The sequence below is a fragment of the bacterium genome, assembly GCA_035703895.1.
Classification (GTDB): Bacteria; Sysuimicrobiota; Sysuimicrobiia; order Sysuimicrobiales; family Segetimicrobiaceae; genus Segetimicrobium.
On the sequence record DASSXJ010000214.1, the window covers coordinates 1 to 22,104 of the forward strand.

Consider the following 22,104-nt stretch of genomic DNA (forward strand, 5'->3'; position numbering starts at 1 on the left):
ATCAAGTTCCGCTACCCTGGAATCTGGCTCTTCCATTGCCACGTGGTCAACCACGCGGACGCCGGCATGGTCGGGGTCTTTATCGTAGAAAAGTAACGGCCCCCTGCTCGGGCGTCCGTCTTCGGCGGGGTAGAACCGCACGTCGTGACGAGACGTATGATGGGACGGAACGTATCGATCGGTTTGGTCCGGACGGAAGAATCCGAAGGGAGGCATGATGCGAAGCGCACAGCGAGTTATGGGAGTCGCACTCCTGGTCGGAGTGCTCGGCGTTCTCGGAGCCGCCGCGCCCGGCCAGGGCGCCGTGGCGGCGCCATTTACGATCGTCGCGGCGCAGACCCCAGCCAACGGTGAGCAGAACTTCAACGGGGCCATCAAAGGACAGCTGGTCCTCACGGTGCCGCTCGGGGCCATGGTGCAGATCACCTTCAAGAACCAGGGAACGCTGCCCCATAGCCTGCAGATCATTCCGCCGACAAACCCGCTTCCCGCCACGGCGCTCAACGCTCCGGCCTTTCCCGGCGCGCAGATCAAGAATCCGCAAGTGGGGATCACGAAAGGGCAGACGGCTACCGTGCAGTTCACGGCGACCAAGGCGGGAAAGTATTTGATGATCTGCGGGTTTCCCGGGCATGCGCTGCTGGGCATGTACGCGAACTTCATCGTGGCGGACTCGCCCGCGGCGAAGCCTACCATCACGGTCAACAAGTAGGTGGCGAAAGCGAACTTCGCTCCAACCCATCGTGCTCCACGTTTTGGGCGGAAAGTATTTCGTGAGCCACCCGAGGGGTATCGCGGCGAACGCCGGCAAAGCCGCTACCGACTCGGGGTGCTGTCCGAGCGAAATATGTAATAGTACGTACATCCGATCTCATCATACGGGCGCCGCGCACCCATGGAAAGAGGGTTGGTCTTCACTACATCGATATTTCAAACCATCAGCAGTTCGATCTTATCGTAGAACTACAAATAAGATGGCCCTTTCCAACTGCCACTGTCGGCGGAAAGGGCCCCAAAAATTCTTAAGCGAAGGTCAAACTGCGGAAGTTGGGTTAGTACGCAAGAATACCGGTAGGAGGGGTCCGCACAAAGGTCCGCACAAATCGGGCTAGAGTGGGACGAATGGCCAAGCTGTTAGGAACTGAAGTATCGCGTGCATTTCGACAGATGGTTCTTACCTACGTATCGTCGTAGCGGTCATATCCCGAAGGATCCTTCACGATCTTTGCAGGTTTCTCGCCGCGCACCTTTTTCAGGAGGTCGAGGGCGTTCCGCCTCGCTTCGTCGCTGCTCTGCTCCATGGATTTGCCGGCCTCTTCGAAGGTCTTGTTGGTGAGCGACTTCCCCTCTGGTTCGGCTCCGGCGTGTCCCATTCCCATGGGGTTATCGGGCATCTTGCATCCGCAGTTGTAGCACATAGCTCTGCTCACCCCAGGTCTTATCAGCATCTCCCGCATCGCCGCTCATTTTGTCGTGCCTATTACTGAAACTTGTCCGGGAATTGCTTTGCGATTCCATCGGCCAGCGCATCGCCAAGCGTGTAGACGTGCTTCACCATCGGGTCCCACATATCCGCCTCGGCCGACCAATCCTTCTTCGCTGTTGCATCGATGGACATGATATGCTGTTGCGCGTGTGTCACCAGAAGCCCGTACACCGTCGCTTTCGGCAAGTTCGGGTTTGCTGAACTTACGAACGCGGCGATCTCGTTGGCATTTTTTGTCAGCCTGTCCCCAGCAGCCTTCTTGAGCGTGGCGCTGCCTTTGAAACCATTGGCGAAGGCGGCATTCATGTACGCCTTCACGGCCGCATAATGTCCTGTAAAGAGCGTGGCGAATTTCTCGCCCGCCGCCTGGCCATAGAGGGGAGCGATAGAGAGTCCTATGGCCTTGGCATTCTTTAGGCCGTACTCGTCCGCCTCACTTGCTGCGGCTTTTTCGCCGAGCCTCGTCGAGATCACGAGGTCTCTCACCCAGAAGATATGGTTGATGTACAGGTCGCGCTGGGTCATTTTGAGCTCGGCTACCTTAGCGGGATTGGGCATCGCCGCTTGACTCCGCACAGGGGGGACGGTCCAGGTGAAAAAGATGCTGATCACCACGAGGGCGCTCAGAATAGACCGCATCATCCGCAGCATGTTCATCCTCCTCTTTGGCGCATAGGTCTGTCCTGGTAATCTACTACTCTGCCACTGTCACGATTCTGTCAAATTGGCAGATTATATGTGACGTTTGGGGCTCCGCCGGCTTGGGTACGAGACGCCGCCCTCCATGCGCGTTCGCCATTCAGCGGAACCCAACGACAATCGGGCCTTGTTCGGAGCATGAATCAGGTGTCGGGCTGATGTTGCGATAGGCGGAAGGATGCTATAAACGTATTGGAAGTCATCGAGGGGGCCTCGAGCGCGAGACCCGGGACCGGGCCAGGGGACTGACCACCGGGGTACGGCCGAGGCCCTCCTGATGCTTGGCGCGTCGGCGCTCGCGGGTGCCGGAGATCAACTGGGTTTTGTGTGCACGAACGGGATTAGAGTCGGATCGTCAGGCGGGCGTGAAACGTCTCGCCCGTTCGCGTTGTTGCAGCGATCTCCAGTTGCCACTCTCCAGGCCCGAACTCGGCTCCTGAGGAGAAGTGGCCCGGCCCCTCTTGGAGCGCGGGGAGGGCCTTGGATGGCTGACCAACGCGACCGGCAGTGATCTCGGGAGCACGCGCAAGGATCAGTTCGTGCCCCTGAGCATCAACGAAGGTCCCGTGCACCGTATTGAACCCTGCCTTGCCCGGATCGAGATAGAGGCCGAGCGTCCGGCCGCCCGAGAGGTCGATGTTGTACACAGGGGGCTTGCCGGGAGCGTGAATGGTCCGCACGGTTTGGGGCGCACGCCGAGCAGCTAGCTCGAGGGGGACCTCTACTGATTGGCTCTGGCGCTCGACAAGGACAACGACTGACCAGCGGCCTTCGAGCGAGAGGTTGGACCCCTTCCCTTGATAGAGGCCGTCCGCCTCGCGTGACAGGGGCAAGCTTGACGGTCCAATATCTACACGGTCGGGCTTTATGAACCGAAGGGTGACGCGGTCGGCGGCCACCGGCCGTTGAGTATCGTAGTCCGTGACCGCGGCGGTGAATCGGTTGATCCCCGGGAGCCCGGGCGTGACCGTCAGACGGACGCGCACCGAGGTGGCATAGTCACTGCCCGCCGCGGAGACTGCCGGTGCAGGCATGATTGCCTCCCGCGTTGCGCTTGGAAGGGCCAAGCCCGTCAGGAAAGCCGTCACAGCGAGCGCGCCGACGACAACCCCGATCTCGGTCCCGACCAGAAGGTAGAGGGCACGAACGTCCCTCCACGCGCCGATCAGAGTCCGGCGCCGGCTGAATGCTCCGAGCAGCGCGAGGACGGCGAAAAGACCAGCCTTCAGCAACACAAGTTTACCGAACGTTGTCGACAGTAACGCCGGCCAGGTCCCCACCTCGTCAACCGCACGGAGCGCGCCCGTGACGCCGACCGTGCCGAGGGCGGCTGCCGCCCCCATCGAGAGCCGATGGACAATGGTGGCACTGTGCTTGCCAGAGGCTGTCCGGGCAGTGAGCAACATGGCTCCCAAGGCTCCTACCCAGCCGCCAACACCGGCAAAATGCGCCCATTGTTCGAGGATGTTCCAGAAGCGCCGCAGGCCGGCACCGGCGCCGGCGTGCCCCGCAATGACCTGCGCCAGCATCGCGGCTGCTACTGACACTCCAAGCGCCACCGGAGCGTTCCACCGGAAGCTCCTGCTCCTTTGCCCCATGACGATGGCAAGCCCTGCTGCCGCTAGGGGGACGGCCCTCCACCATAGCGCGTGGCCCAGGGGCGTCCGCAACAGGCGGTCGATCCCCGCTCCGGCATCCCGAGCCTGTGCGATGCTTAAGAGAACCAGACCGACCGCGGCGGCGGCCCAGAGCGTCCATGCATGCGCCCGAAGCCCTATGGGCGCCGCCCGTGTCGCCGCGCCAGTGACCGCGGTCGCCAGGAGGCCGCTAAGGCCCACGTACAGCAACAAACGGCTGACAACATACAGCGGCGATGGCGGCGGATTCAGCGCCTGCGGCAGTGAAGAGCTGGAAGGGGCAACGCCCACTCCGAAGCTGAACGCGCCTCCGGCGACATGGCCATCGACGCGTGAGACGGTGCGCCAGCTGACGGTGTAGACGCCCTGAGGGAGGCCCAGGAGGGGCAGGCGCAGCTCGAGTGGCTGGCCGCGCACAGGTTGGGCGCCGCGATCCTCCACCGAACGCCCGGTACTGTCGAGCACATGGATGACGGACAGTGCCGGTTCGGGTGGCTCAGTGAAGATGAGGATGATGACATCGGGGACGCGCTCAAGCGCCACGCCATTTTCCGGGACGGAGCGCTGGAGCAGCGCGTGAGCTACGACGTTCCTAGAGAATGCGCAGAGGAGAAGGGCCAGCGCGGTGACCGCGACGTATCGTGCCGGCCGCCAGCACCGCCCAAAAACGAACACGCTACGAGGATCCCAAGCGCGTCAACACGTTGCCCCACCGAGATTCGAGACGCAGCATAAGCTCCTACGACCAGTAGCTCACCGATACGGTAGCATCCAATGCAGGCAAGGGCAATGTTGATGAATATGGGCCGGGTCAACAAGAGTCAGCGGCGGATCGAAGCGGATGGGAGCGGTTCTGCCGGCTGAATCAACGCCCGCGCAGCGTTGCTGTGCGGAGCGGCGACTCCCCCGGGCGGGGATCGGGTCCGCACACGACAGGGATACAGCGGCCACCCGATGGCGTCTGATAGCTATCCCCGTTACGCTAATAACGTCGACCAACGTCCTAGCGAGCAGGAGGCACGACATGCACATACATCGGCAGCGCCCGGGACGGTGGATTATCCCGGCGCTGGTCGTATCAGGGGTGGTGGGGTTCCTCTCGCTGCCCGGCACGCCGCTCGGGGCAGCGCAGAATGGAGAGGGCGGTTTCTACGACGCGGCGGTCCCGCCGGCGGGGAGCCAGCACGTCAGGCAGGTTACGGTCGTCGCCCGGGACGCAGTCCAGGAGATCGCAACCGGGGTCAAGGTCCCCCTATGGACGTTCAACGGGTCGGTGCCCGCCCCCATCATTCATGTGCGCCAGGGCGATGAGGTGCACGTGATCTTCGAGAATAAGACGCCGCTCGCACACTCGATCGACTTCCACGCGGCGACGACTCCGTGGAACGTTTGGTATCAGCCCGTGCTCCCCGGCAAGTCGCTGGCGTTCAATTTCGTTGCCAAGTACCCGGGGGTGTTCATGTTCCACTGCGGGACGCCGCCCGCGTTCATGCACATCAGCAGCGGGATGTACGGAGCGATCATCGTGGATCCGACGACACCGCTGCCGCCCGCCAAGGAGTTCGCGCTGGTGGAGAGCGAGTTCTACGTTCACCAGGGCGCCAACAACACGTATCAACCTGATGTCCAGAAGGTCCTCGATGTCAAGCCGGACTATGTGGTCTTCAACGGTGTGGCCGATCAGTACCAGGGACATCCGCTGGTCGTGAAGGCGGGCCAGCGGATCCGGTTGTACGTTCTGAACGCGGGGCCAACGTTGTTTTCCGCGTTTCACGTGATCGGCTGGGTCTTCGACAAAGTGTACGTCGACGGCAACCCAGCAAACGCGCTCCAGGGCATCCAGACCTATCAGATCCCGCCCGGCGGCGGCGCGACGTTTGAATTGACGATTACGCAACCAGGGCTGTACCCGTTTGTCACCCACGCCTTCGCCTTCACGGGGAAGGGTGCTGTGGGCGTCATCAAGGTCGTGCCGGCGAAGTAGCGGCGCGTCCCGAGGATCGAGACGATTCTTGCGGGGGAACCCGGGAGTGGGCCCAGCGAAACTGACCGACGGGTCATCCGCCGGGTCCCCGGGGCGGCCCGCCGACATGTAGCTTGCGTTCGTGATCGCCGTAGCCTCTACCGCACTCGATCGTAGCGTGTGCGAGGGGCCAAGCAGCATTGTCTCGTGTTTGGTTCGGCGGGGTGCAATCATTTCATTGCTTCGGTCGCGAAGACGTTAACTGGCTCGCCCGGTCGCTCTTGCGGCGTTCGGTCACGGACGCGGAGGTGCCCCTGCTGAGCGGGTCCAGTTCCGAGGACGCTCCGCCACCCCGTGTCGGCCCCGGCGCCTATGCAGCCGCCGCTGGCCCACTCGCCTTCACCTTTGGCAGCTGGTTCACCTGGACGGCGGTGGGCGTCGCCTTTCCCGTACTTGGCCTCTTCCTTATCGCTTCGGCTGGGTCGCTGGCCGCAGCTACCTACGAGACGCTCCCGGTATTGGCGACCACGCACATCGCGACCCTCGGATGGGTAACGTTGACGATTATGGGAGGGGCCATGCAGATGGCCCCAGCGCTGCTCGGGGCGAGGGTGCGCGGAGAGCGCCTGGTGCCGGGGCAGTACGGCCTCTTCGCGTTCAGCGTGCTCGTCATGCTCGCGGGATTTCTGCGGGGGCAGTTTGTGGTCGTCGCGGCTGGCGGGGCGGGCGTCAACCTGGCCTCCTGGTGGTTCATCGCCATCATCGCCTCGACGATCGCCGCGGCCGGTGAGAAGCGTTCCGTGGTGAGCCCCCACATCCCAGTGGCGGTTCTCTGCTTTGCCCTCGTCCTGCTCTGGGGGACGCTCCTCGCTGCGAACCTCCGCTGGGCCTTCTGGCCGGCGCTTTTCATCGGCCACCGCGGGCTCATCATCCATCTGACTCTGGGCCTCGGGGGCTGGTTCGGGCTGATGGTCGTCGGGACGTTTTACCGGCTGGTGCCGATCATGCACGGTGCGCGGGTCGCCAGCGCCCGCCGGGGATGGGCGATCCTCTACCTCGGTGTTCTGGCGGTTGCCGGGGCCCTCGGAGGCGTCGGGTCAGGGGCGGTGTGGATGCTCCACGCCGCGGCACTGCTCGCGGCCGGTGGGCTCGTGTTATTCGCGTCAGAGGTGCTTCACGTGCTTGCCCACCGGCGCAGCCGGGCGCCGGATCTGAACGTTTCGCACTGGTACGCCGTCGTCGCCTACTCCGCGGCTCTGGCCTGTGCCGGCGTCGGGTGGGGGGCGGGATGGCTCCAAAGCGATCCTGCATCTCGCCTCGGGGAGTGCGTGGTGGTGTTGTTTCTTCTCGGATGGGTAACCCAGGCGATCCTCGGGCAGCTGTATAAGGTGACCCCGTTTCTGATGTGGTACTACCGCGCCACCATCCCGGACGTGGCGGCGATTCCCCGACAGCCCGCGCCCTACAATCCTCGCCCGGGCCGCGTCGCACTGGTCCTCAGCAACGCTGGTGTCGCCTGCCTCGTCGGCGGCATATGGACGGGAGCCGCCGGACTGGCGGTTGTGGGAGCTGTCCAGTGGGCTACCGCGGCCCTGATCGTCACCTATATGCTCGCCTACCGGTGGATTCCGTCAGCCATCTCGGGAGCACTCGTTTTCGAGTGGCGCTGGCGAATCTCGTAGGGGGCGTGATGCTCCTCGTTGCCCTGAGACGCCCCGCCCACCGTGGGAGATTCGACCCGGGCCGGGCCTTCGATCAGCGCGTGCACCCCCCAGGCTCACTGTAATGCATTTGCCTCCGTGTCGCTCGAGTTACTCTACAAGTTCACGCCGGCCACCACTCTTGCATCGGGGGTCAGATGCCATAGCTTCATTCCGGGATGCGCTACCGTCTCGGCATACCGGGCATCTTCATCATCGTATCCTGCATAGTCCCCATCATCCCGCCCATATTCTCGAGATGACCCTGTAGGATCTTCAGATAGGTGTACATAGGGCGCTCCTGACCGGTGAGCAAGTCAGGGTTAATCTGTTCGAGCTGCTTCCGCAGGGCGGACACCGTGGCGTTCATCTGAGTCCGCTGCATCTGCATTTGTTGCATCATCTGCCCCATCTGCATCCCCTGCGGATTCATTGGCATTTGAGCGCGTAGCTGCGCCTGCGCGAGGGAGCCCGTCCACACCCCCACCAATATTGCCGTACCAAGGGCTAATATCAGCGCCGTCTTCCACGTTCTCATCTTCACCCCTCCTCTGATGACGGTTTCCACGCAATAGTACAACGCCAGGTGGCTTTGGGGCATCCTGCCATCACCCGACCTTAGCATCAATGCACAACCTGATAGCACTCGTCCCCGGACTTTCCTATAATCGATACTGGGATCTGTAGTGACCCCGAACGAATCGAGAGGATGCTTGATGCATTTAAGCCCATCGAATGTGTAGCCGCAACAGGTGATCGGTCGAAGCTCGAATCGGCGTAGGCGGGGATGAGGGATATGTTGAATGTGAAAGTGGTCTCTTGAGCATTGGGCATCTGGAGCGCAATTACGTTTGTCATCTGCGTGCTGTATGGTGTGGTGAGGCCGGAGACCCTTTCGGCGCACCAGTTTCTCGAGCAGCTGTTCCCGGGGTTCACATGGTTGACTTGGCGGGGGCTCTTGATCGGGGTAGGGGAGAGCATCCTGTATGGTCTCTACACCGGGGCGGTCTTCTCAGTGGTCTATAACTGGCTGAGCCATCGCCTGGAGACAGTGAAATAGTCGCTCTTCTTGCTGCGGCTCTCGCCAGAAAGGTGGCAGAGCATGAACCCAGACCGTCGCCGGCTATCGTTCGCCCTCATTTTGCTGGCGCTACTGGCCCTCATCAGTTTTAACGTCAGTAGCGGGATGTCCAATCCGAGCTGGTCTGGGGGCACGGCGTGCTGCGTCCTGGTGGGGGTGTTGCCGCCGTGGTTTGGTGGATCTCCCTGCTGACTCTTGTGAGTGCACTGATTGTAGGGGCGATTCTTCTGGTTGTTGCCACCAGAACAAGGAACCGGCTCAGCATAGGTTCGAGAAAGGGTGGGGCGTGATGGCCTCGCAAACACCGAGTGCTCATTCCATGCCCGCTGGTCTATCGCATGGACCAGAGGCGCACCACGAAACTGCCCATGTCATGTGCATGTGCGGGGAGTCGTGCCTCTCCTGCCAGGCGGCACAACTGGCCATCACATGCGGATGTACGTTTGAGGCCAAGCACCTTGAGTACGGCCTTGACGCGAAGACGGCAGCCCACGCCCATCACGAGGCCCATCATGGCATGACCGAGGCTCATGACCATGAGGCGATGATGACAGACCCTCGTATGGCTCGGTTCATGGAAGCGGACATGCAAGGGCGGTTTCTGTGGTCGCTGGTGCTGACCATTCCAGCGGTGCTCTACTCTCCCCTCGGCCAGAACCTGCTTCGGCTGCGGCTGCCGGAACCGATCCCCATCAATTGGATCTTGTTCGTATTGACCACCCCGGTCGTCTTCTGGACCGGCTCGATCTTCATCACTGGCGCCTACCAATCACTGCGTCAGCGCGCCCTCAACATGTCGGTGCTGATCGCCGTGGGAGTGCTGGCGGCTTATCTCTTCAGCGTGATCATCACCGTATTGAACGCCGGAGAGACCTTCTATGAAGCGGCCGCGATGCTGGTCACCTTTGTGCTCTTCGGCCACTGGATGGAGATGCGGTCCCGGCGAGGCACCTCAGACGCCCTGCAGGCTCTCTTCAACCTGGTGCCGCCGAAGGCCCGGGTGGTGCGCCACGGTCAGGTCGTGGAGATCCCGACCAGCGACATCCAGAAGGACGATGTCGTGGAGCTACGACCCGGCGACCGCGTGCCGGTCGATGGCGTGGTCGCCGAAGGCGAAACTGCGATCGACGAGTCCCTGGTGACCGGGGAGTCCATTCCCCTCATGAAGCGGCCGGGCGACCAGGTGATCGGGGGAAGCATCAACCAGTCGGGATCGGTTCGGTTCAAGGCGACCAAAGTGGGGGAGGAGACCGCACTCGCGCAGATCGTGAAGCTTGTCGAGGAGGCCCAGTCCTCCAAGGCCCCGGGCCAGCGTATCGCCGATCGGTGGGCCCAGTACCTGGTGATTCTGGCGGTCGGTGCCGGCATCGTCACCTTTGGTGTTTGGTTCGGGGTGATGCGGGAGTCGCTGCTCGTCGCACTCACCTTCGCGATCTCCGCCGTCGTGATCGCCTGCCCCGATGCGCTCGGCCTGGCGACTCCGACCGCCGTAGCCGTGGGCACGGGCATCGGCGCGCGCCACAACATCCTGATCAAGAACGCGGCGACGCTCGAGCAGGTCTCGCGCATTACCGCGGTGGTCATGGACAAGACTGGAACGCTGACCGAGGGACGCCCGCGACTCACCGACATCGTGGGGGTCAATGGCCTTCAGCCGGACGAGGTGCTCCGCTTCGCGGCCGCCGCCGAGGCACACTCGGGCCATCCGCTCAGCAAGGCGGTGCTCGAGGAGGCCGAGCGGCGAAAGCTCTCCGTCGACGGGGAGGTCACCGGATTCGAGAACCTCGCCGGTCACGGCGTCCGGGCGACGGTGTCCGGGCGGGAAGTCATGGTGGGGACCGCCAAGCTGATGCGGGACCATGGCATCGATCTGGCCCCCGTGCAGGCACACCTGGACCGGCTGCTCGCAGGCGGGAAGACAATCATGCTCGTGACCGTGGACGGCCGGATTGCCGGGGTAGCCGCCGCCGCGGACCCGGTCCGGGAGACGTCACGTCGCGCGGTGGAGGGCCTCCGCCAGCTCGGGATCGAGGTCGCGATGATCACCGGCGACAATCGTCAGACGGCGCAGGCGGTGGCGGGGCAACTAAGCATCCAGCGGGTCTTCGCCGAGGTGCTGCCCGAGCAGAAGGCCAACTATGTAAAGCAGCTTCAGCAGGAGGGCAAGTTTGTGGCCATGGTCGGAGACGGCGTGAACGACGCGCCGGCGCTGGCCCAGGCGGACATCGGCATCGCCATCGGCGCCGGCACTGATGTGGCGATCGAGACCGCAGAAGTGGTGCTGATGCGGTCCGACCCGGCGGACGTCCTCCGGGCCATCTATCTCTCCCGGGCGACGGTGACGAAGATGCGGCAGAATCTCTTCTGGGCGTCGTGCTACAATGTCCTCGCCATTCCAGTCGCGGCGGGGATCCTGTATCCGCGATTCGGCATCATGCTGCGCCCGGAGTGGTCGGCGCTCCTGATGTCGGCATCCTCGATTATCGTCGCGACCAACGCTGTGCTTCTGAAGAGCGCTGAGCGACACCTGACGAAGATGTGATTCCGAGTTCGGCTCAGGTCTTCACCCGCTCCCGGAATGCAGCGTACACCCGATGTCCCCGCATAATGCGGCGATCTATGATGGTCATGGTCCTGGAGGAGTGTAGTTTGAGATGAGGTGAGGAAAATGATGTGGCCACACGGATACGGTAGCGATTGGGGGTGGATGGTTGGAGGGTGGATCATGATGGTGGTGTTCTGGGGACTGGTCATCGTCGGCATCGTGGCCCTAGTTCGCGGTTTGAGTGATCGGGGTCCGTCTAATCAAACACGCCATCCCGAACACCTCATTGAGATTCTCCGGCGCCGCTATGCGGCGGGGGAACTGACGAAAGAGCAGTTCGAGGAGATGAAACGAAACGTGGCGTAAGAGATGGCGGGCCGTGGCCCTGCTCCGTGAGCATTTCCCGGACGTCAAGATCCGTGTCGTCAACGTCGTCGACCTGACGACGCTCCAGCCCCCGAGCGAGCACCCGCACGGCCTTTCGGAACGCGAGTTCGACTCAATGTTCACCACGGACAAGCCGGTTATCTTCGCGTAACAACGCACGCTTGGGTCGGAACTACAATTCACCGTGACGAGGGGGTTACCGATGGTGGAACAATTGCTTCCCATCAACATCTATCGAAGCAACACGAGGTTGATGGTTGCGACGCGAGCACCAGGACTGGAACCTGAAAACATTCGTATCGAATTGCAAGGACTGCGGCTCTCGGTCACAGGAGCCCTGAGAGGTCTGGGGCAGGCGAAGAAGCCGGGATACGTGCAACGAGAATGGTCGGTTGGTCCGTACCAGCGAACGGTGGACCTCCCTTCACCTGTGGATTCGACGAGAGCCAATGCCAGTTACGACAATGGGGTGTTGGTGCTGATCTTTCCGCTCTCGTCACAGCCGATCTCGGGGACCATGGCGCTGGTGAAAGTGGGTACGGCGAAGGGACAGCGTATCCGCCATGTCGGGAGGGACCTGCGGCCAAAATGAAGGTAATTGCCGGCGTTGCGCGGACGCTCCAAAGGAGCCGGTATTCCCGAAGCGCGTGGCGCCGAGATCGCGACTCTTATCAACGGTCCGCCCGCAGGCCACCGGTTCCGACAGGAGCGTCAGACGCAACCATGACTAGAAAGCCTTCCATCGACGGACTGTGGAAGTCAGTACGATCCGGCCAGCGTGCCTTTCGGTCCGGTCAGCTCTCGGGGCTTACCGAAGCAGCGCGGCGTTATCTTGAGCACGCGATTGCCCCCGGAGCACTGCTTGCGTCGGCGGTTCGCTTGCGGATGCACGGTGAAATCAAACTTGGGCGGTGGCATCCCTTTACGGCAGAGCAGGTCATCCATTGGGGCCATGGCATGATCTGGAGCGCCACGGTACGAATGAACGGCATGCCCATTCGCGGATTCGATCGCCTCGTGGACGGCGAAGGCGCCATGCGGTGGAAGCTCTTCGGGATTGTTCCCATTATGACGGCGTCCGGCCCCGATATTACTCGATCCGCAGCCGGTCGCGTCATGGCAGAGTCAGTTTGGTTGCCCTCTGTGCTCTGCGGTGATGACGCATCGTGGACGGCACAGGATTCCTTGCACCCGCACGCCCGGCTGACGGTGCAGGGCGAAACCGGGGAGCTCGCGTTCACGATCGACGATACGGGCGCGCTCAAAACCCTCCATCTGCCACGCTGGGGCAACCCTGGGGGAGCAGCATTCCACTATGTGGATTTCGGTGGTGTGGCGGAGGAAGAGGGGAGATTCGACGGCTACACTATTCCGACTCGGCTACGGGTCGGATGGTATGTCGGGACAGACCGGGTTGAGCCGGACGGCGAGTTTTTCAGAGTGACGATCGATGACGCTGCGTACCGGTAAACAGCCAAGGCAACTCGCTTGACCTCGAGGCTGCATTGAGACGGCCGACGACCGGCCCAGGGCAGCGTCACGCCGGTCTAGGGAATACAACGCCTCTTACGTATGGTACGATCAAAGCGACATGAGAGAAGAGACCGTACCGTGGCGATCATCCTGACCCCCGTGCGTCCGGTGACGGATGAGGAACTGCTCGAGCTCTCCCGGCGGAACCCCGGGTATCAGTTCGAACGCAGCGCGAAAGGGGAACTGGTCGTGACGCCCACGGGGAGCGAGGCGGGGCGGTTGGAGCAGGAACTGTCTCTCCAGCTGGGTGTCTGGACGAAGCGAGACGGGCGCGGGATCGCGTTCAGTCCGTCGACGGGATTCCGGCTCCCGGATGGCTCTCTTCTGTCGCCCGATGCTTCATGGATGCAACGCGACCGGTGGGAAGCGCTCACGGCCGAAGAGCGCCAGGGGTTCGCGCCGCTGTGCCCGGACGCCGTCTTCGAGATCCGGTCGGAGAGCGATCGGCTGGGCGAACTGCAGGCCAAGATGGCCGCTTACCTCAGGAACGGTGCGCGCTTGGCGGTGCTCATCGACCCTCAGGGCCGGACCGTCGAAATGTACCGCCCCGGCGAGCAGGCCCGAGCGTTCCGCGATGCGAGGACGGTGACGTTCGAGCCCGAGCTACCAGGGTTCGCGTTGGATCTCGGGGCCATCTACCCGTAGGGGACCAGCTGCGTCGCCGCAGTGAACACGCCCAGTACGAGCGCGAATCGGGGCGCGTTGGAACAGTATCGCCACAACGCTAGGAGACCGACGACTGCGGAACCAGCGCTGGCAAACGTCTTGACTATAAAACGCCGCCTTCTATATAAGTAGGGTGCACCGCACTTTTGCTGGGGTCCAGTCCGGACCCCTTTTCTCGTTTCATCCGGGGTGCTGATGGATCGGTGTGCGCTGTTCGTAGGCACGGAGCACCTCCTGGCAGAAGATGGCTCCGCTTGCCTGGGAATTGGGGAGAACCAGCCCGCATTAGACTGCGCGCCCTAGTGCGGCATTCAGTTGATCACCCGCAAGATATGTCCCCCAGCCCCGGCGAATGTGGTCCGAGTTCGGCTCTACCGTCAATGCGGGTCCTTTGTCATGATGTTGCCCACTGGGCAAGGATGTGCTGGGCCACTTTCAGGATGTCGCCATCAGGGATGTGAATGCATTCCAATCCTGCAGGCGGGTGGAGCCCCACGAAGAATCGCAGCGCAGCCGCGCGCAGCATGTCCACATCTCGGGATGAGTCGCCGACAGCAGCTGTCAGCTCGTCAGGCACGGCGAGTTCCGATGAAAGTGTTCGTACCCACGCAGCTTTATGCCGGGGCCAAATATGGTCGATTGTTCCATCTTCTCGGAGTCCAGTACCGAGGGTCCGAGACACCCCGAGCCGCGCCGCGAAACAGTCGACCCCGAAGCTCCATGTGATCGATGCAATGGCCACCTCCATCCCTGCCTCTCGCAAGCGCGCGACTCCCTCGAGTGCCCCAGGAGCCCACTTTGCCGCGTCCAAAGACATCAACAGGCATCCGCGCGAGATCCCATCATACCAACGCGCCATCTCAACGCGTGCCTGTGCAATATCCTGCTCTGCGTGTAACGATTCGAATGCCCGCATCTCGTCGGCGCGTCCGAGAGGGCCGGCGAGCAACTCGCAGACGGTTGGTCCGCGCAGGAGTGTGCCGTCGAGATCGAACACCACGAGACCGCGAGGTTTCACCATTTTCTTTGCAGCCATCCTAGTCGAGCCACTAGCTTGAGGTGCGGTATCTCTACACCGAGGAGGTTCGCCCCCTTGTGTGGCCGCCCTCCCAAGAGAACTCATCACCATAGATGACCCAAATAGGGGAGCATCGCTGTCGACGCGAAGACTGACCAGACTCCCGGCGCCCCCTCATGAGGAGGCAACGCACGATGGGGAGTTCCCACGAAGACCTGTCACCGCCTTGGGTGCCGGCCACGCAGTTCGGCGCGGTCATCTTCGACCTCTTCGGCACGTTAGTCCCCAACTTTTCCAAGCTCGAGCTGGAGCGTGTGCTGTGTGAGATGGCCACGCTGCTCGGCGCGCCTCCTCAACATGTTGTCCGTCTGTGGCTGGACACCTTCCCACAGCGCGCGGTTGGGACGTTTCCGACGATCGAAGTGAACATCGGCACATTTACCGCACGCTCGATGTGAGCGCCGAGGGAGGGCTCGTCTCCAGAGCGGCCGACCTCTGGCTCGCGCTCGAGCGTCGCGCCCTCATTCCGCGCGATGACACCATCGAGACGTTGTCCCGAGTCAGGGATGCGGGTCTGAAGATCGGGTTGATCAGCGATTGTTCTCACCCGCTGCCGGAGGTGTGGCCGGACACCCCATTCGCCCGCCTCATCGATGTGCCGGTCTTTTCTTGCGAGATCGGCGTGCGAAAGCCAGACCCGCGCATCTATCACCTGGCGTGCAAGCGGTTGGGCATCCCGCCGGAACATTGTCTCTACGTTGGCGACGGGGGGAGTCACGAACTCACGGGAGCCTCCAGAGCCGGCATGCGCGCGGTTCTCCTGCGTGCTCGTGAAGAAGAGCGACATCAGCCGGTGCGGTACAATGCGGACGTGTGGCATGGACCATCGGTGTCGACCCTGAGTGAGATCATTCGCCTCTTGTAGGGAGGAGTTGTCTGTCGAGGGCGTCGACGGTGCCGTCCTTGCCGGCACGCTCGCCCTTCCTGTGGGTGCGGGCGTCTCTCCTGCAGTGGTTGGCGTACATGCTCGGGTGGGGGGACACGCCAAACCCGCGGGCTCCAGCATCTTCAATCGCTGTTCCCACGGCATGGCATTGCCACCCTGACCTTCGACCGGCGCGGGGAGGGTGGGTCTACCGGTGCCCCCAAGGCTGCGTTCGAGGAGCTCGCTGGAGACGTCAATGCGTGGGTACATCGTCTCCACCAGCATCCCAAGATCGACGCTGCCCGGATCGGTCTGTTGGGCGTGAGCCAGGCAGGCTGGATCGCCCCGCTCGCCGCTGCTACAAATCCCGCGATCGCCTTCCTGATCGCTGTTTCACCATCCGGGGTGTCCCCGTCCGCCCAGATGACCTACGCGGCGGCCACACAGCTTCGAGAAGCTGGCTACCCCGAGTCCGTCATCGAGCAGGTCACCGCAATTCGGCTTCAGATCGATGAATGTTGCCGCGGGCGCGGTGCCCTCGACGAGACCCGGGCACTGATCGACGGCGTTCGCAGCGAACCCTGGTTCGCGAGCGCAAACCTGCCGAGTCCCACGAGTTCGGGGGGACAGTGGCGGCGCATCATGGATTTCGACGTCCGGCCGGCCCTCCGCCGGTTGAATTCCCATCCTCCTCGTCTTCGGCCAACGTGACCGTTGGGTCCCGATCGACATCTCGGCGGAGATATAGCGGTCATCTCTCAGGCCCGATGCCGATCTCACCATTGTGGATATCATCGGCACGGGACACTCGCCGACGCTGGCCCTCGATCCCCTCAATCTCAATGAGACGGGCCCCTTTGCGCCAGAGTATGAGCGCGTCCTTGTGTCCTGGTTGCGGGATCGGCTGGCTCCGGGAAAGGCGTGACGTGTCAATGGTGAGAGTCACGGAAGCGTCTCGCGGTGAGATTGGAGCCTTCTTGGAACGCGAGTGGACCGCCGGGAATGCGGATCGTTTCGCCGCGGCAGACTCACGACCACAGTGGGCATGGCGAGAGTATGGCCTTGCGGCATACGAGGACGGAGAGATGTTGGCGCAGCGGTGTTCCGTGTTCGGGGAGGGGTAGGGCACTTGAGCAATGTTTGGGATTTCAACCCGAACACGGCGCAGTCAAGGCATCGGTGGTGCTCTCGTGGAAGAATTCGTGCGACGCGCGCGAGATCTGAACTGTCATAAGTTGCGCGAAGAGGCGCAGGGCTCTTTCAGCGTGCGGCCTGTTCGTACACCTGCGCTAGCTGTGCCGAGGCCGGGCTGCTGATCTGGTCCGTGCCGGCTTCCAGGGCAGTGAACAGCACACGCTCGACGTCCGGCTCGTGCACATACAGCGTCCAGACGTCTACCAGCGCACCGGGCTTTCGCTCGTGAATGAATCGAATCGGGTTCACGCCGTCCGCCAGCGCCTGGAGCAAGAACTCCTTCCTGACATAGAACTCGCTGGCGCCGGGAACCAGATCGACCAGCACGTCCATCCGGTCCTCCAGGTACTCCCGTGGGGAGAGCAGCCTTCGGTATCCCAGCGGGTGATCGTCCATGTACCCGTAGGCGTTGATCCGGTGCGGCAGCCGCACCAGCCCGTCGACCGGGGCGTCGAGGTAGTAGGAGAAGTCCAGCCCGACGGCCAGCGCCGAATCCAGGCGTCGCAGGAGACGCAGGTTCCAGTCGCCCATGCAGCCGACGACCACCGAGATGTGCGGATTCTCGCGCATTGGCGCCATCGCCCGCAGCAGCAGACTCGCGACCTCGTGCGAGATCGGCTCGAGTTCCTTCAGATCCACCTGCACCTTCAATCGGCGATCGACCTCGCTCAGCACACCGATCACTTCGGTGAGCGTGGCCGTCGGCTCATCGCTGTCCCGCAGGCGCAGGCTCTTGAACTGCGCCTCCGTCACCTGGTGCAATGGACCCTTGCCGCTCGTCTCGCGTTCGAGCGTCGAGTCGTGGATCAACACGAATTTCTCGTCCCTGGTGAGCCCGACGTCGAACTCCACGACCTCGGCGCCGTCGTCGATCACGCGGCGGAGGGCCGCCAGCGAGTTTGGGGGATGAGGGTGGGCCCCGCTCAAGAGCCGGTGGTACTTGAGGAGGACCTTCCGGCCTTTGTAGATGAGATGGCCCCGCGGCATGGGGCTCATGTCTCGATGCGCTTTCCGGCTTGGTCGAAGAGGTGCACGCGGTCCCGATCATACCCGAGCCGCACCTCGGCCCCGAGTTGAGGCCGCGCGCCCGGATCGGCCAGCACCTTGAAGTCGATGTCGCCAAGCCGTAGCGTCACGAGCGTCTCCCGCCCCAGCGGCTCGATCACGACCACGCGGCCGGGGATCTCGCCGTCGAGCGTGACGTCCTCGGGGCGGATCCCCAGGAATCCCGGGCCATGGGGGGGTCTGCCAGGCACGGGAATATGCAGCCCATCCGCGGCGAAGTGGTTGTTCTCGAAGCGGCCTTCGAGCAGGTTCATCGGCGGGTGGCCGACGAACCGCGCGACAAACGCGTTGGCGGGGCGATAATAGAGCTCATCGGCCGTAGCAAACTGCTGCAGTTCGCCCATCGAGAACACTGCGACACGGTCGGCCATCGCCAGGGCCTCAGCCTGGTCGTGGGTCACCAGGATGCTGGTCACGCCCAGGCGCTGCTGTAGGCGCCGGATCTCTCCGCGGGCCTGAAGCCGGATCTGCGCGTCCAGGTTGGAGAGCGGCTCGTCCAACAGCAGCACCTGCGGTTCCTTGACCAGCGCGCGCGCCAGCGCCGCCCGCTGTTGCTGGCCGCCTGAAACCTGCGCCGGGCGCCGGTCGAGGATCTGCGCGATTCCCAGCAACGCAGCGGTCTGCTGCACCCTCTGATTGACCTCAGCCTGCGGCTTCCCCTTGAGCCTCAATGGAAAGGCGATGTTCTCGAAGAGCGCGAGGTGAGGGTACAACGCGTACGATTGGAAGACCATTCCGATATCGCGATCGCGGGGGTGCAGGTGGTCCACGCGACGTTCTCCAAAAAAAATCTGGCCCGCCGTCGGCCGGTAAATCCCGGCGACCATCAGCAGCGTCGTGGTCTTCCCGCATCCTGAGGGCCCGAGGAAGGCCACCATCTCGCCGGCGCGGACGTCGAGGTCCAGCCCCTTCACCGCGACGACCTTGCCAAAGTGCTTCGCGAGAGTCTCCAGGCGGACGCTAATCCCCCTCATCCCTTCACGCCCCCGGAATAGATATTCAGCAGATAACGCTGCCCCAAGAGGAAGAGGATCACGACCGGCAGAGCGTAGAAGAGTCCTACCGCCGCCGCCATGCGATAGTCGGTGAACACTTCGCCGAGGAAGGTCTGCAGGTAAATGGCCATCGTCCAGCTCCTGGTGGAGACGATGAGCGTGAAGGGCAGGATGAACTCCCCCCACGCCGAGAGCACCGAGAAGGTGCTCAGAGCCAGGATCCCGGGCCGCACCAGCGGGAGGGCGATCTTCCAGAAGAGGCCCCACCGGGACATACCGTCCACCAGAGCCGCCATCTCCATCTCCCACGAGAGGTTGTCGAAGAACCCTTTCATGAGCCAGATCCCTAAGGGCAGGTCGAGCGAGGCCTTCACCAGGATCACGCCGGTCAGCGTGTCAAACAGCCCGAGCAGTCTAAGGATATAGAAGATCGCGATGATGAGGCTAACGGCCGGGAACGCGTGGAGCATAAGGACCAGTCCCAGATACATCGTGCGGCCCGGGAAGGAAAGCCGCGAGATCGCATAGGCCGCCATGGACGCCACAAGCACGACCACTACCGAGACCACGACCGAGAACACCAGCGAGTTGAGCAGGGGTACCCGGATCGGGGGCCGGCTGCCGATCGACGATTCCCATAGGAAGCGCCAGCTCTTGATGGCCAGGGGTCCCGCGGGCACCAGGCCGTGGACATCCTCGAACGAGCCGGTGAGGAAGAGCCAGACGATGCCGGTGATGATGGGCAGGCTCAGCGCCACGAGCGCCAACAGGAGAAGCCGCCAGCGCGGCGGGAGGAGCGGCATCAGTTGACCTCCACCTTGGGCTCGCCGACCAGCGCCTTGAAGTTGAAGATCCGCAGGTAGAACAACGACACCACGACGCCGATGACCACGAGCACCGCGGCCATCGCGGCTCCCAGCCCGAACTGCACGTTGCCGAAATAGTTGGAGAGCGCCAGCTTGTAGGCGTGGAGCGACCACACCGTGGTCGTGTAGAAGCCGGGCCCGCCGGAGGTCAGCAGGAGGATGTACTCAAACGACGTGAGCAGCGAGAGGGTCTGGTAGGCACTCACGAACAGGATCGGCCAGCGCAGCAGCGGCAGCACGACGCGGCGCACGGCCTGTCCCGTGGTTGCCCCGTCCACCGCGGCAGCGTAGAACAGATCCTGGGGGATCGCGCGGATGGCCGATGTGAAGATCAGCATCCCGAACGAGGCGCCGACCAATCCGTTGGCCAGGATGATGACGCTCCAGGGTTGCGCGGTGATCCAGTTTCTGGACACACCGAACAGGTTGCTGAGAAGCCCGTGGGGCGACTCGCGCGTGAGCCCCTGCCAGATCAGGACATACACAACCGGCGGCAGGATGCGGGGCAGCAGCCACACGGCCCGGATCTGATTCCCGTAGCGCTCGCGCACGGACGAGCTCAACAGCGCCAGCAGCAGGCCCATCCCCACGTTGAAGAGCAGGGTGAAGCCGACGTATCGGGCCGTGTTCAGGAGAATCTTGCCGAGGAATGGGTCCCGGAGCAGGGAGTGATAGTTCTCCAGCCCCACCCACCGGGGATGCCGGAACGTGATCGTGGAGAGATCAGTGAGTGAGAGGTAGAGCGTCGTCACCACCGGCGCCACGAAGAACAGCGCAATGAGCAGCGTAGCCGGCAGCAGGAAAACCAACGGCGCCGCGTATTTCCTCACGGGCCCCCTGTCGCTCGCTGCCCGAAGATGGTGCCGTCTACTCGACGATCACCTGATTGCTCAGGACCCGCTGCATCTCCGACGCGACCACGTCGACCGCCTGCTCAGGTGTCGCGCTGGCCGACTCGACCGCCGAGACCCCCCGGAAGAAGGCGTCCTGCCACTTCGGGAGATCGGGGTGCGGAGGTTGGAAGGTCGTGTAGTTGAGGAGGTAGCTGACCTCCTTGAGGAAGCGGTTGTTGACCAGCGCCGCCGTGCGCTTCAGGACCGGCAGGTGTGCGCTGCCGACCGCGTGCTTCGCGTCCAGGTCGGGCGTCATGGTGTTCGCCAGCAGACGAAGGGCCAGGTCCCTGTTCTTCGAGGCCGCCGAAACCATGTAGGCCTGCGGGTTCGACAGGGTGACCGGCTTGCCGCCCTTCACGTAGGCCGGATGGGGCGCGTAGCCGAAGTGGTCGAAGAGCCAGGCCTCACCACCCTTCGCAGCGACCCACTGCAACTCCCACTCGGCCCAGTTCCAGGTGCCGCCGGACCAGAACAGGACCTTCCCGTCGCCGTCGGTGATGGGCTGGTGGAAGCGGTTCCAGTCGCTGTTGAGCCGGTCCTTCTCGATGACGCCCGCGTCGACCCCGGCCCGCAGGAAGCGATAGTAGCGCAGCGCGGCCGCCTTATTGAAGACCAGTTTCCCGGTCTGGGGATCGTAGTCCCGTCCGCCGAACGAGCGGTACCATTGCATGAAGTCCGGACCATTGAACGGCCGATGATAGTAGCCCTTGCCGGGCTCGATGATGTTCTTCTGCCTAGCCTCCTTTGCGACCGCCAACACGTCGTCCCAGGTGAAATCGCCGCTGGTGATCCGTTTGGGAAGATCCGCAATCTGCTGATCGGTCCATCCGAGTTTCTTGAGCAGGACCTTGTTGAAGTACAGTGGACGGGCCTCCGTGTCCTGCGGAATGCCCCAGGTCTTGCCTTGGTACTTCACGGCGGTCCACAGGGACGGAACGATGTCGCCGAACTGCCTGTACTTGGGGATGTACTGGTCGAGCGGCGTGAGAAACCCGGCGGCCGACCAGGTCGTGCTCAGGGCCGCGGACGCCTGGACGATGTCCGGAGCGTCTCCACTTTGGAACGCCAGCAACACGCGGCGCAGATACTGATCCCAGTTCGTGGTGTCAAACGAGCCGTCGACCTTGATCTGATAGTCCGCACCTTCGCGCGTGAGGGCGGCGTTCAGCCGATCGGCCGCCGTCTGCACGTTGCGGAAGCGCGTGATCGACGGGTTGTCCGGACCGATGGTCCAGGTCTTGATCGTGATGGTGCGCTGTTGGGCCTGGACAGGAGACAGCGCGAGAGCCAGCCCAACGACAAGCCATGCGGTGACCAACCATTTGAGCCCCATACCATCTCCTCCCTGTCCCTCTCGGGTGTGAGGCGACTTGGCCGCCTCCATGGCCCTTCCCCTGCTTACCTCTACCTTCCTGCCGGGAGGTGGTGTTGTTGGAGATAGGTGCCTCCTG

General features: G+C 63.0%; 21 protein-coding genes and 2 pseudogenes. 13 read left to right on the forward strand and 10 right to left on the reverse strand.

The window, feature by feature from the left end; genetic code table 11:
• The first annotated feature begins 214 nt into the window (after nucleotides 1-214).
• On the forward strand, nucleotides 215-712 hold the full coding sequence (locus VFP86_14330; GenBank protein HET9000812.1) for a sulfocyanin-like copper-binding protein: 498 nt from the start codon (nucleotides 215-217) through the stop codon (nucleotides 710-712).
• Between the two features lie 466 nt (nucleotides 713-1,178).
• Here the strand turns inward: VFP86_14330 and VFP86_14335 are convergent, their stop codons facing one another.
• From VFP86_14335 to VFP86_14345, 3 genes are all read right to left on the reverse strand, one after another.
• Entirely contained in the window at nucleotides 1,179-1,457 is a 279-nt protein-coding gene (locus tag VFP86_14335) for a hypothetical protein (GenBank protein ID HET9000813.1), read from the reverse strand.
• A gap of 23 nt (nucleotides 1,458-1,480) precedes the next feature.
• Nucleotides 1,481-2,137, reverse strand: coding sequence for a hypothetical protein (locus VFP86_14340; protein ID HET9000814.1), 657 nt, complete (start codon nucleotides 2,135-2,137; stop codon nucleotides 1,481-1,483).
• Between the two features lie 389 nt (nucleotides 2,138-2,526).
• The gene (locus VFP86_14345; GenBank protein HET9000815.1) at nucleotides 2,527-4,497 is read right to left on the reverse strand and encodes a copper resistance protein CopC; all 1,971 of its coding nucleotides are present in this window, start codon (nucleotides 4,495-4,497) and stop codon (nucleotides 2,527-2,529) included.
• Between the two features lie 349 nt (nucleotides 4,498-4,846).
• Here VFP86_14345 and VFP86_14350 point away from each other — a divergent pair, with 349 nt between their 5' ends.
• Both VFP86_14350 and VFP86_14355 read left to right on the forward strand, forming a co-directional pair.
• Nucleotides 4,847-5,806 carry a multicopper oxidase domain-containing protein gene (locus VFP86_14350; GenBank protein HET9000816.1) on the forward strand — a complete coding sequence of 320 codons (960 nt, stop codon included), beginning with the start codon at nucleotides 4,847-4,849 and terminating at the stop codon, nucleotides 5,804-5,806.
• Between the two features lie 287 nt (nucleotides 5,807-6,093).
• Nucleotides 6,094-7,467: a hypothetical protein gene (locus VFP86_14355; GenBank protein HET9000817.1), complete on the forward strand. Its 1,374-nt coding sequence runs from the start codon at nucleotides 6,094-6,096 to the stop codon at nucleotides 7,465-7,467.
• A 202-nt stretch (nucleotides 7,468-7,669) separates the two neighbouring features.
• Here VFP86_14355 and VFP86_14360 read toward each other — a convergent pair whose 3' ends face one another.
• Nucleotides 7,670-8,023: a hypothetical protein gene (locus VFP86_14360; GenBank protein HET9000818.1), complete on the reverse strand. Its 354-nt coding sequence runs from the start codon at nucleotides 8,021-8,023 to the stop codon at nucleotides 7,670-7,672.
• Nucleotides 8,024-8,311: 288 nt separating this feature from the next.
• Here VFP86_14360 and VFP86_14365 point away from each other — a divergent pair, with 288 nt between their 5' ends.
• The 7 genes and pseudogenes from VFP86_14365 to VFP86_14395 all read left to right on the forward strand — a co-directional run bounded on the left by VFP86_14365 (nucleotide 8,312) and on the right by VFP86_14395 (nucleotide 13,676).
• Nucleotides 8,312-8,545 carry a DUF5676 family membrane protein gene (locus tag VFP86_14365; GenBank protein ID HET9000819.1) on the forward strand — a complete coding sequence of 78 codons (234 nt, stop codon included), beginning with the start codon at nucleotides 8,312-8,314 and terminating at the stop codon, nucleotides 8,543-8,545.
• 568 nt (nucleotides 8,546-9,113) lie between these two features.
• Nucleotides 9,114-11,108 (forward strand): copper-translocating P-type ATPase, encoded by a 1,995-nt coding sequence (locus tag VFP86_14370; GenBank protein ID HET9000820.1) that lies wholly within the window; start codon nucleotides 9,114-9,116, stop codon nucleotides 11,106-11,108.
• Nucleotides 11,109-11,234: 126 nt separating this feature from the next.
• Nucleotides 11,235-11,477 (forward strand): SHOCT domain-containing protein, encoded by a 243-nt coding sequence (locus VFP86_14375; protein ID HET9000821.1) that lies wholly within the window; start codon nucleotides 11,235-11,237, stop codon nucleotides 11,475-11,477.
• Nucleotides 11,478-11,493: 16 nt separating this feature from the next.
• A pseudogene (locus VFP86_14380) lies at nucleotides 11,494-11,643 on the forward strand (hypothetical protein).
• A 57-nt stretch (nucleotides 11,644-11,700) separates the two neighbouring features.
• Nucleotides 11,701-12,090 (forward strand): Hsp20/alpha crystallin family protein, encoded by a 390-nt coding sequence (locus VFP86_14385; protein ID HET9000822.1) that lies wholly within the window; start codon nucleotides 11,701-11,703, stop codon nucleotides 12,088-12,090.
• Nucleotides 12,091-12,221: 131 nt separating this feature from the next.
• Nucleotides 12,222-12,968 carry a DUF6544 family protein gene (locus VFP86_14390; protein HET9000823.1) on the forward strand — a complete coding sequence of 249 codons (747 nt, stop codon included), beginning with the start codon at nucleotides 12,222-12,224 and terminating at the stop codon, nucleotides 12,966-12,968.
• 141 nt (nucleotides 12,969-13,109) lie between these two features.
• Nucleotides 13,110-13,676, forward strand: a complete 567-nt coding sequence (locus VFP86_14395) for a Uma2 family endonuclease (GenBank protein ID HET9000824.1) — start codon at nucleotides 13,110-13,112, stop codon at nucleotides 13,674-13,676.
• Between the two features lie 415 nt (nucleotides 13,677-14,091).
• Here VFP86_14395 and VFP86_14400 read toward each other — a convergent pair whose 3' ends face one another.
• On the reverse strand, nucleotides 14,092-14,694 hold the full coding sequence (locus tag VFP86_14400; GenBank protein HET9000825.1) for a haloacid dehalogenase-like hydrolase: 603 nt from the start codon (nucleotides 14,692-14,694) through the stop codon (nucleotides 14,092-14,094).
• 215 nt (nucleotides 14,695-14,909) lie between these two features.
• Between VFP86_14400 and VFP86_14405 the strand changes: the two genes are divergently transcribed.
• The 3 genes and pseudogenes from VFP86_14405 to VFP86_14415 all read left to right on the forward strand — a co-directional run bounded on the left by VFP86_14405 (nucleotide 14,910) and on the right by VFP86_14415 (nucleotide 16,351).
• Nucleotides 14,910-15,173: a hypothetical protein gene (locus tag VFP86_14405; GenBank protein HET9000826.1), complete on the forward strand. Its 264-nt coding sequence runs from the start codon at nucleotides 14,910-14,912 to the stop codon at nucleotides 15,171-15,173.
• Complete coding sequence (locus tag VFP86_14410) at nucleotides 15,170-15,640, forward strand: HAD-IA family hydrolase (protein ID HET9000827.1); 471 nt, start codon at nucleotides 15,170-15,172, stop codon at nucleotides 15,638-15,640. Before VFP86_14405 ends, VFP86_14410 begins: the two co-directional genes overlap by 4 nt.
• A gap of 129 nt (nucleotides 15,641-15,769) precedes the next feature.
• A pseudogene (locus VFP86_14415) lies at nucleotides 15,770-16,351 on the forward strand (alpha/beta fold hydrolase).
• Between the two features lie 549 nt (nucleotides 16,352-16,900).
• Here VFP86_14415 and VFP86_14420 read toward each other — a convergent pair.
• The 5 genes from VFP86_14420 to VFP86_14440 are packed head-to-tail and all read right to left on the reverse strand — an operon-like array spanning nucleotide 16,901 to nucleotide 21,986.
• Complete coding sequence (locus VFP86_14420; GenBank protein ID HET9000828.1) at nucleotides 16,901-17,830, reverse strand: glycerophosphodiester phosphodiesterase family protein; 930 nt, start codon at nucleotides 17,828-17,830, stop codon at nucleotides 16,901-16,903.
• The gene (locus VFP86_14425; protein ID HET9000829.1) at nucleotides 17,827-18,873 is read right to left on the reverse strand and encodes an ABC transporter ATP-binding protein; all 1,047 of its coding nucleotides are present in this window, start codon (nucleotides 18,871-18,873) and stop codon (nucleotides 17,827-17,829) included. Before VFP86_14425 ends, VFP86_14420 begins: the two co-directional genes overlap by 4 nt.
• Complete coding sequence (locus VFP86_14430) at nucleotides 18,870-19,697, reverse strand: carbohydrate ABC transporter permease (protein HET9000830.1); 828 nt, start codon at nucleotides 19,695-19,697, stop codon at nucleotides 18,870-18,872. The genes VFP86_14425 and VFP86_14430 overlap by 4 nt, the downstream gene beginning before the upstream one ends.
• The gene (locus tag VFP86_14435) at nucleotides 19,697-20,590 is read right to left on the reverse strand and encodes a sugar ABC transporter permease (protein HET9000831.1); all 894 of its coding nucleotides are present in this window, start codon (nucleotides 20,588-20,590) and stop codon (nucleotides 19,697-19,699) included. The genes VFP86_14430 and VFP86_14435 overlap by 1 nt, the downstream gene beginning before the upstream one ends.
• 37 nt (nucleotides 20,591-20,627) lie before the next feature.
• The gene (locus VFP86_14440) at nucleotides 20,628-21,986 is read right to left on the reverse strand and encodes an extracellular solute-binding protein (protein HET9000832.1); all 1,359 of its coding nucleotides are present in this window, start codon (nucleotides 21,984-21,986) and stop codon (nucleotides 20,628-20,630) included.
• Between the last annotated feature and the right edge of the window lie 118 nt (nucleotides 21,987-22,104).

Excerpts from the sequence above, each read along its gene's own strand:
- VFP86_14330 (HET9000812.1), top strand. The coding sequence starts at position 215 with ATGATGCGAAGCGCACAGCGAGTTATGGGAGTCGCACTCCTGGTCGGA.
- VFP86_14335 (HET9000813.1), bottom strand. The coding sequence starts at position 1,457 with ATGCGGGAGATGCTGATAAGACCTGGGGTGAGCAGAGCTATGTGCTAC.
- VFP86_14340 (HET9000814.1), bottom strand. The coding sequence starts at position 2,137 with ATGCTGCGGATGATGCGGTCTATTCTGAGCGCCCTCGTGGTGATCAGC.
- VFP86_14350 (HET9000816.1), top strand. The coding sequence starts at position 4,847 with ATGCACATACATCGGCAGCGCCCGGGACGGTGGATTATCCCGGCGCTG.
- VFP86_14360 (HET9000818.1), bottom strand. The coding sequence starts at position 8,023 with ATGAGAACGTGGAAGACGGCGCTGATATTAGCCCTTGGTACGGCAATA.
- VFP86_14370 (HET9000820.1), top strand. The coding sequence starts at position 9,114 with ATGACAGACCCTCGTATGGCTCGGTTCATGGAAGCGGACATGCAAGGG.
- VFP86_14375 (HET9000821.1), top strand. The coding sequence starts at position 11,235 with ATGATGTGGCCACACGGATACGGTAGCGATTGGGGGTGGATGGTTGGA.
- VFP86_14385 (HET9000822.1), top strand. The coding sequence starts at position 11,701 with ATGGTGGAACAATTGCTTCCCATCAACATCTATCGAAGCAACACGAGG.
- VFP86_14390 (HET9000823.1), top strand. The coding sequence starts at position 12,222 with ATGACTAGAAAGCCTTCCATCGACGGACTGTGGAAGTCAGTACGATCC.
- VFP86_14405 (HET9000826.1), top strand. The coding sequence starts at position 14,910 with ATGGGGAGTTCCCACGAAGACCTGTCACCGCCTTGGGTGCCGGCCACG.
- VFP86_14420 (HET9000828.1), bottom strand. The coding sequence starts at position 17,830 with ATGAGCCCCATGCCGCGGGGCCATCTCATCTACAAAGGCCGGAAGGTC.
- VFP86_14425 (HET9000829.1), bottom strand. The coding sequence starts at position 18,873 with ATGAGGGGGATTAGCGTCCGCCTGGAGACTCTCGCGAAGCACTTTGGC.
- VFP86_14430 (HET9000830.1), bottom strand. The coding sequence starts at position 19,697 with ATGCCGCTCCTCCCGCCGCGCTGGCGGCTTCTCCTGTTGGCGCTCGTG.
- VFP86_14440 (HET9000832.1), bottom strand. The coding sequence starts at position 21,986 with ATGGGGCTCAAATGGTTGGTCACCGCATGGCTTGTCGTTGGGCTGGCT.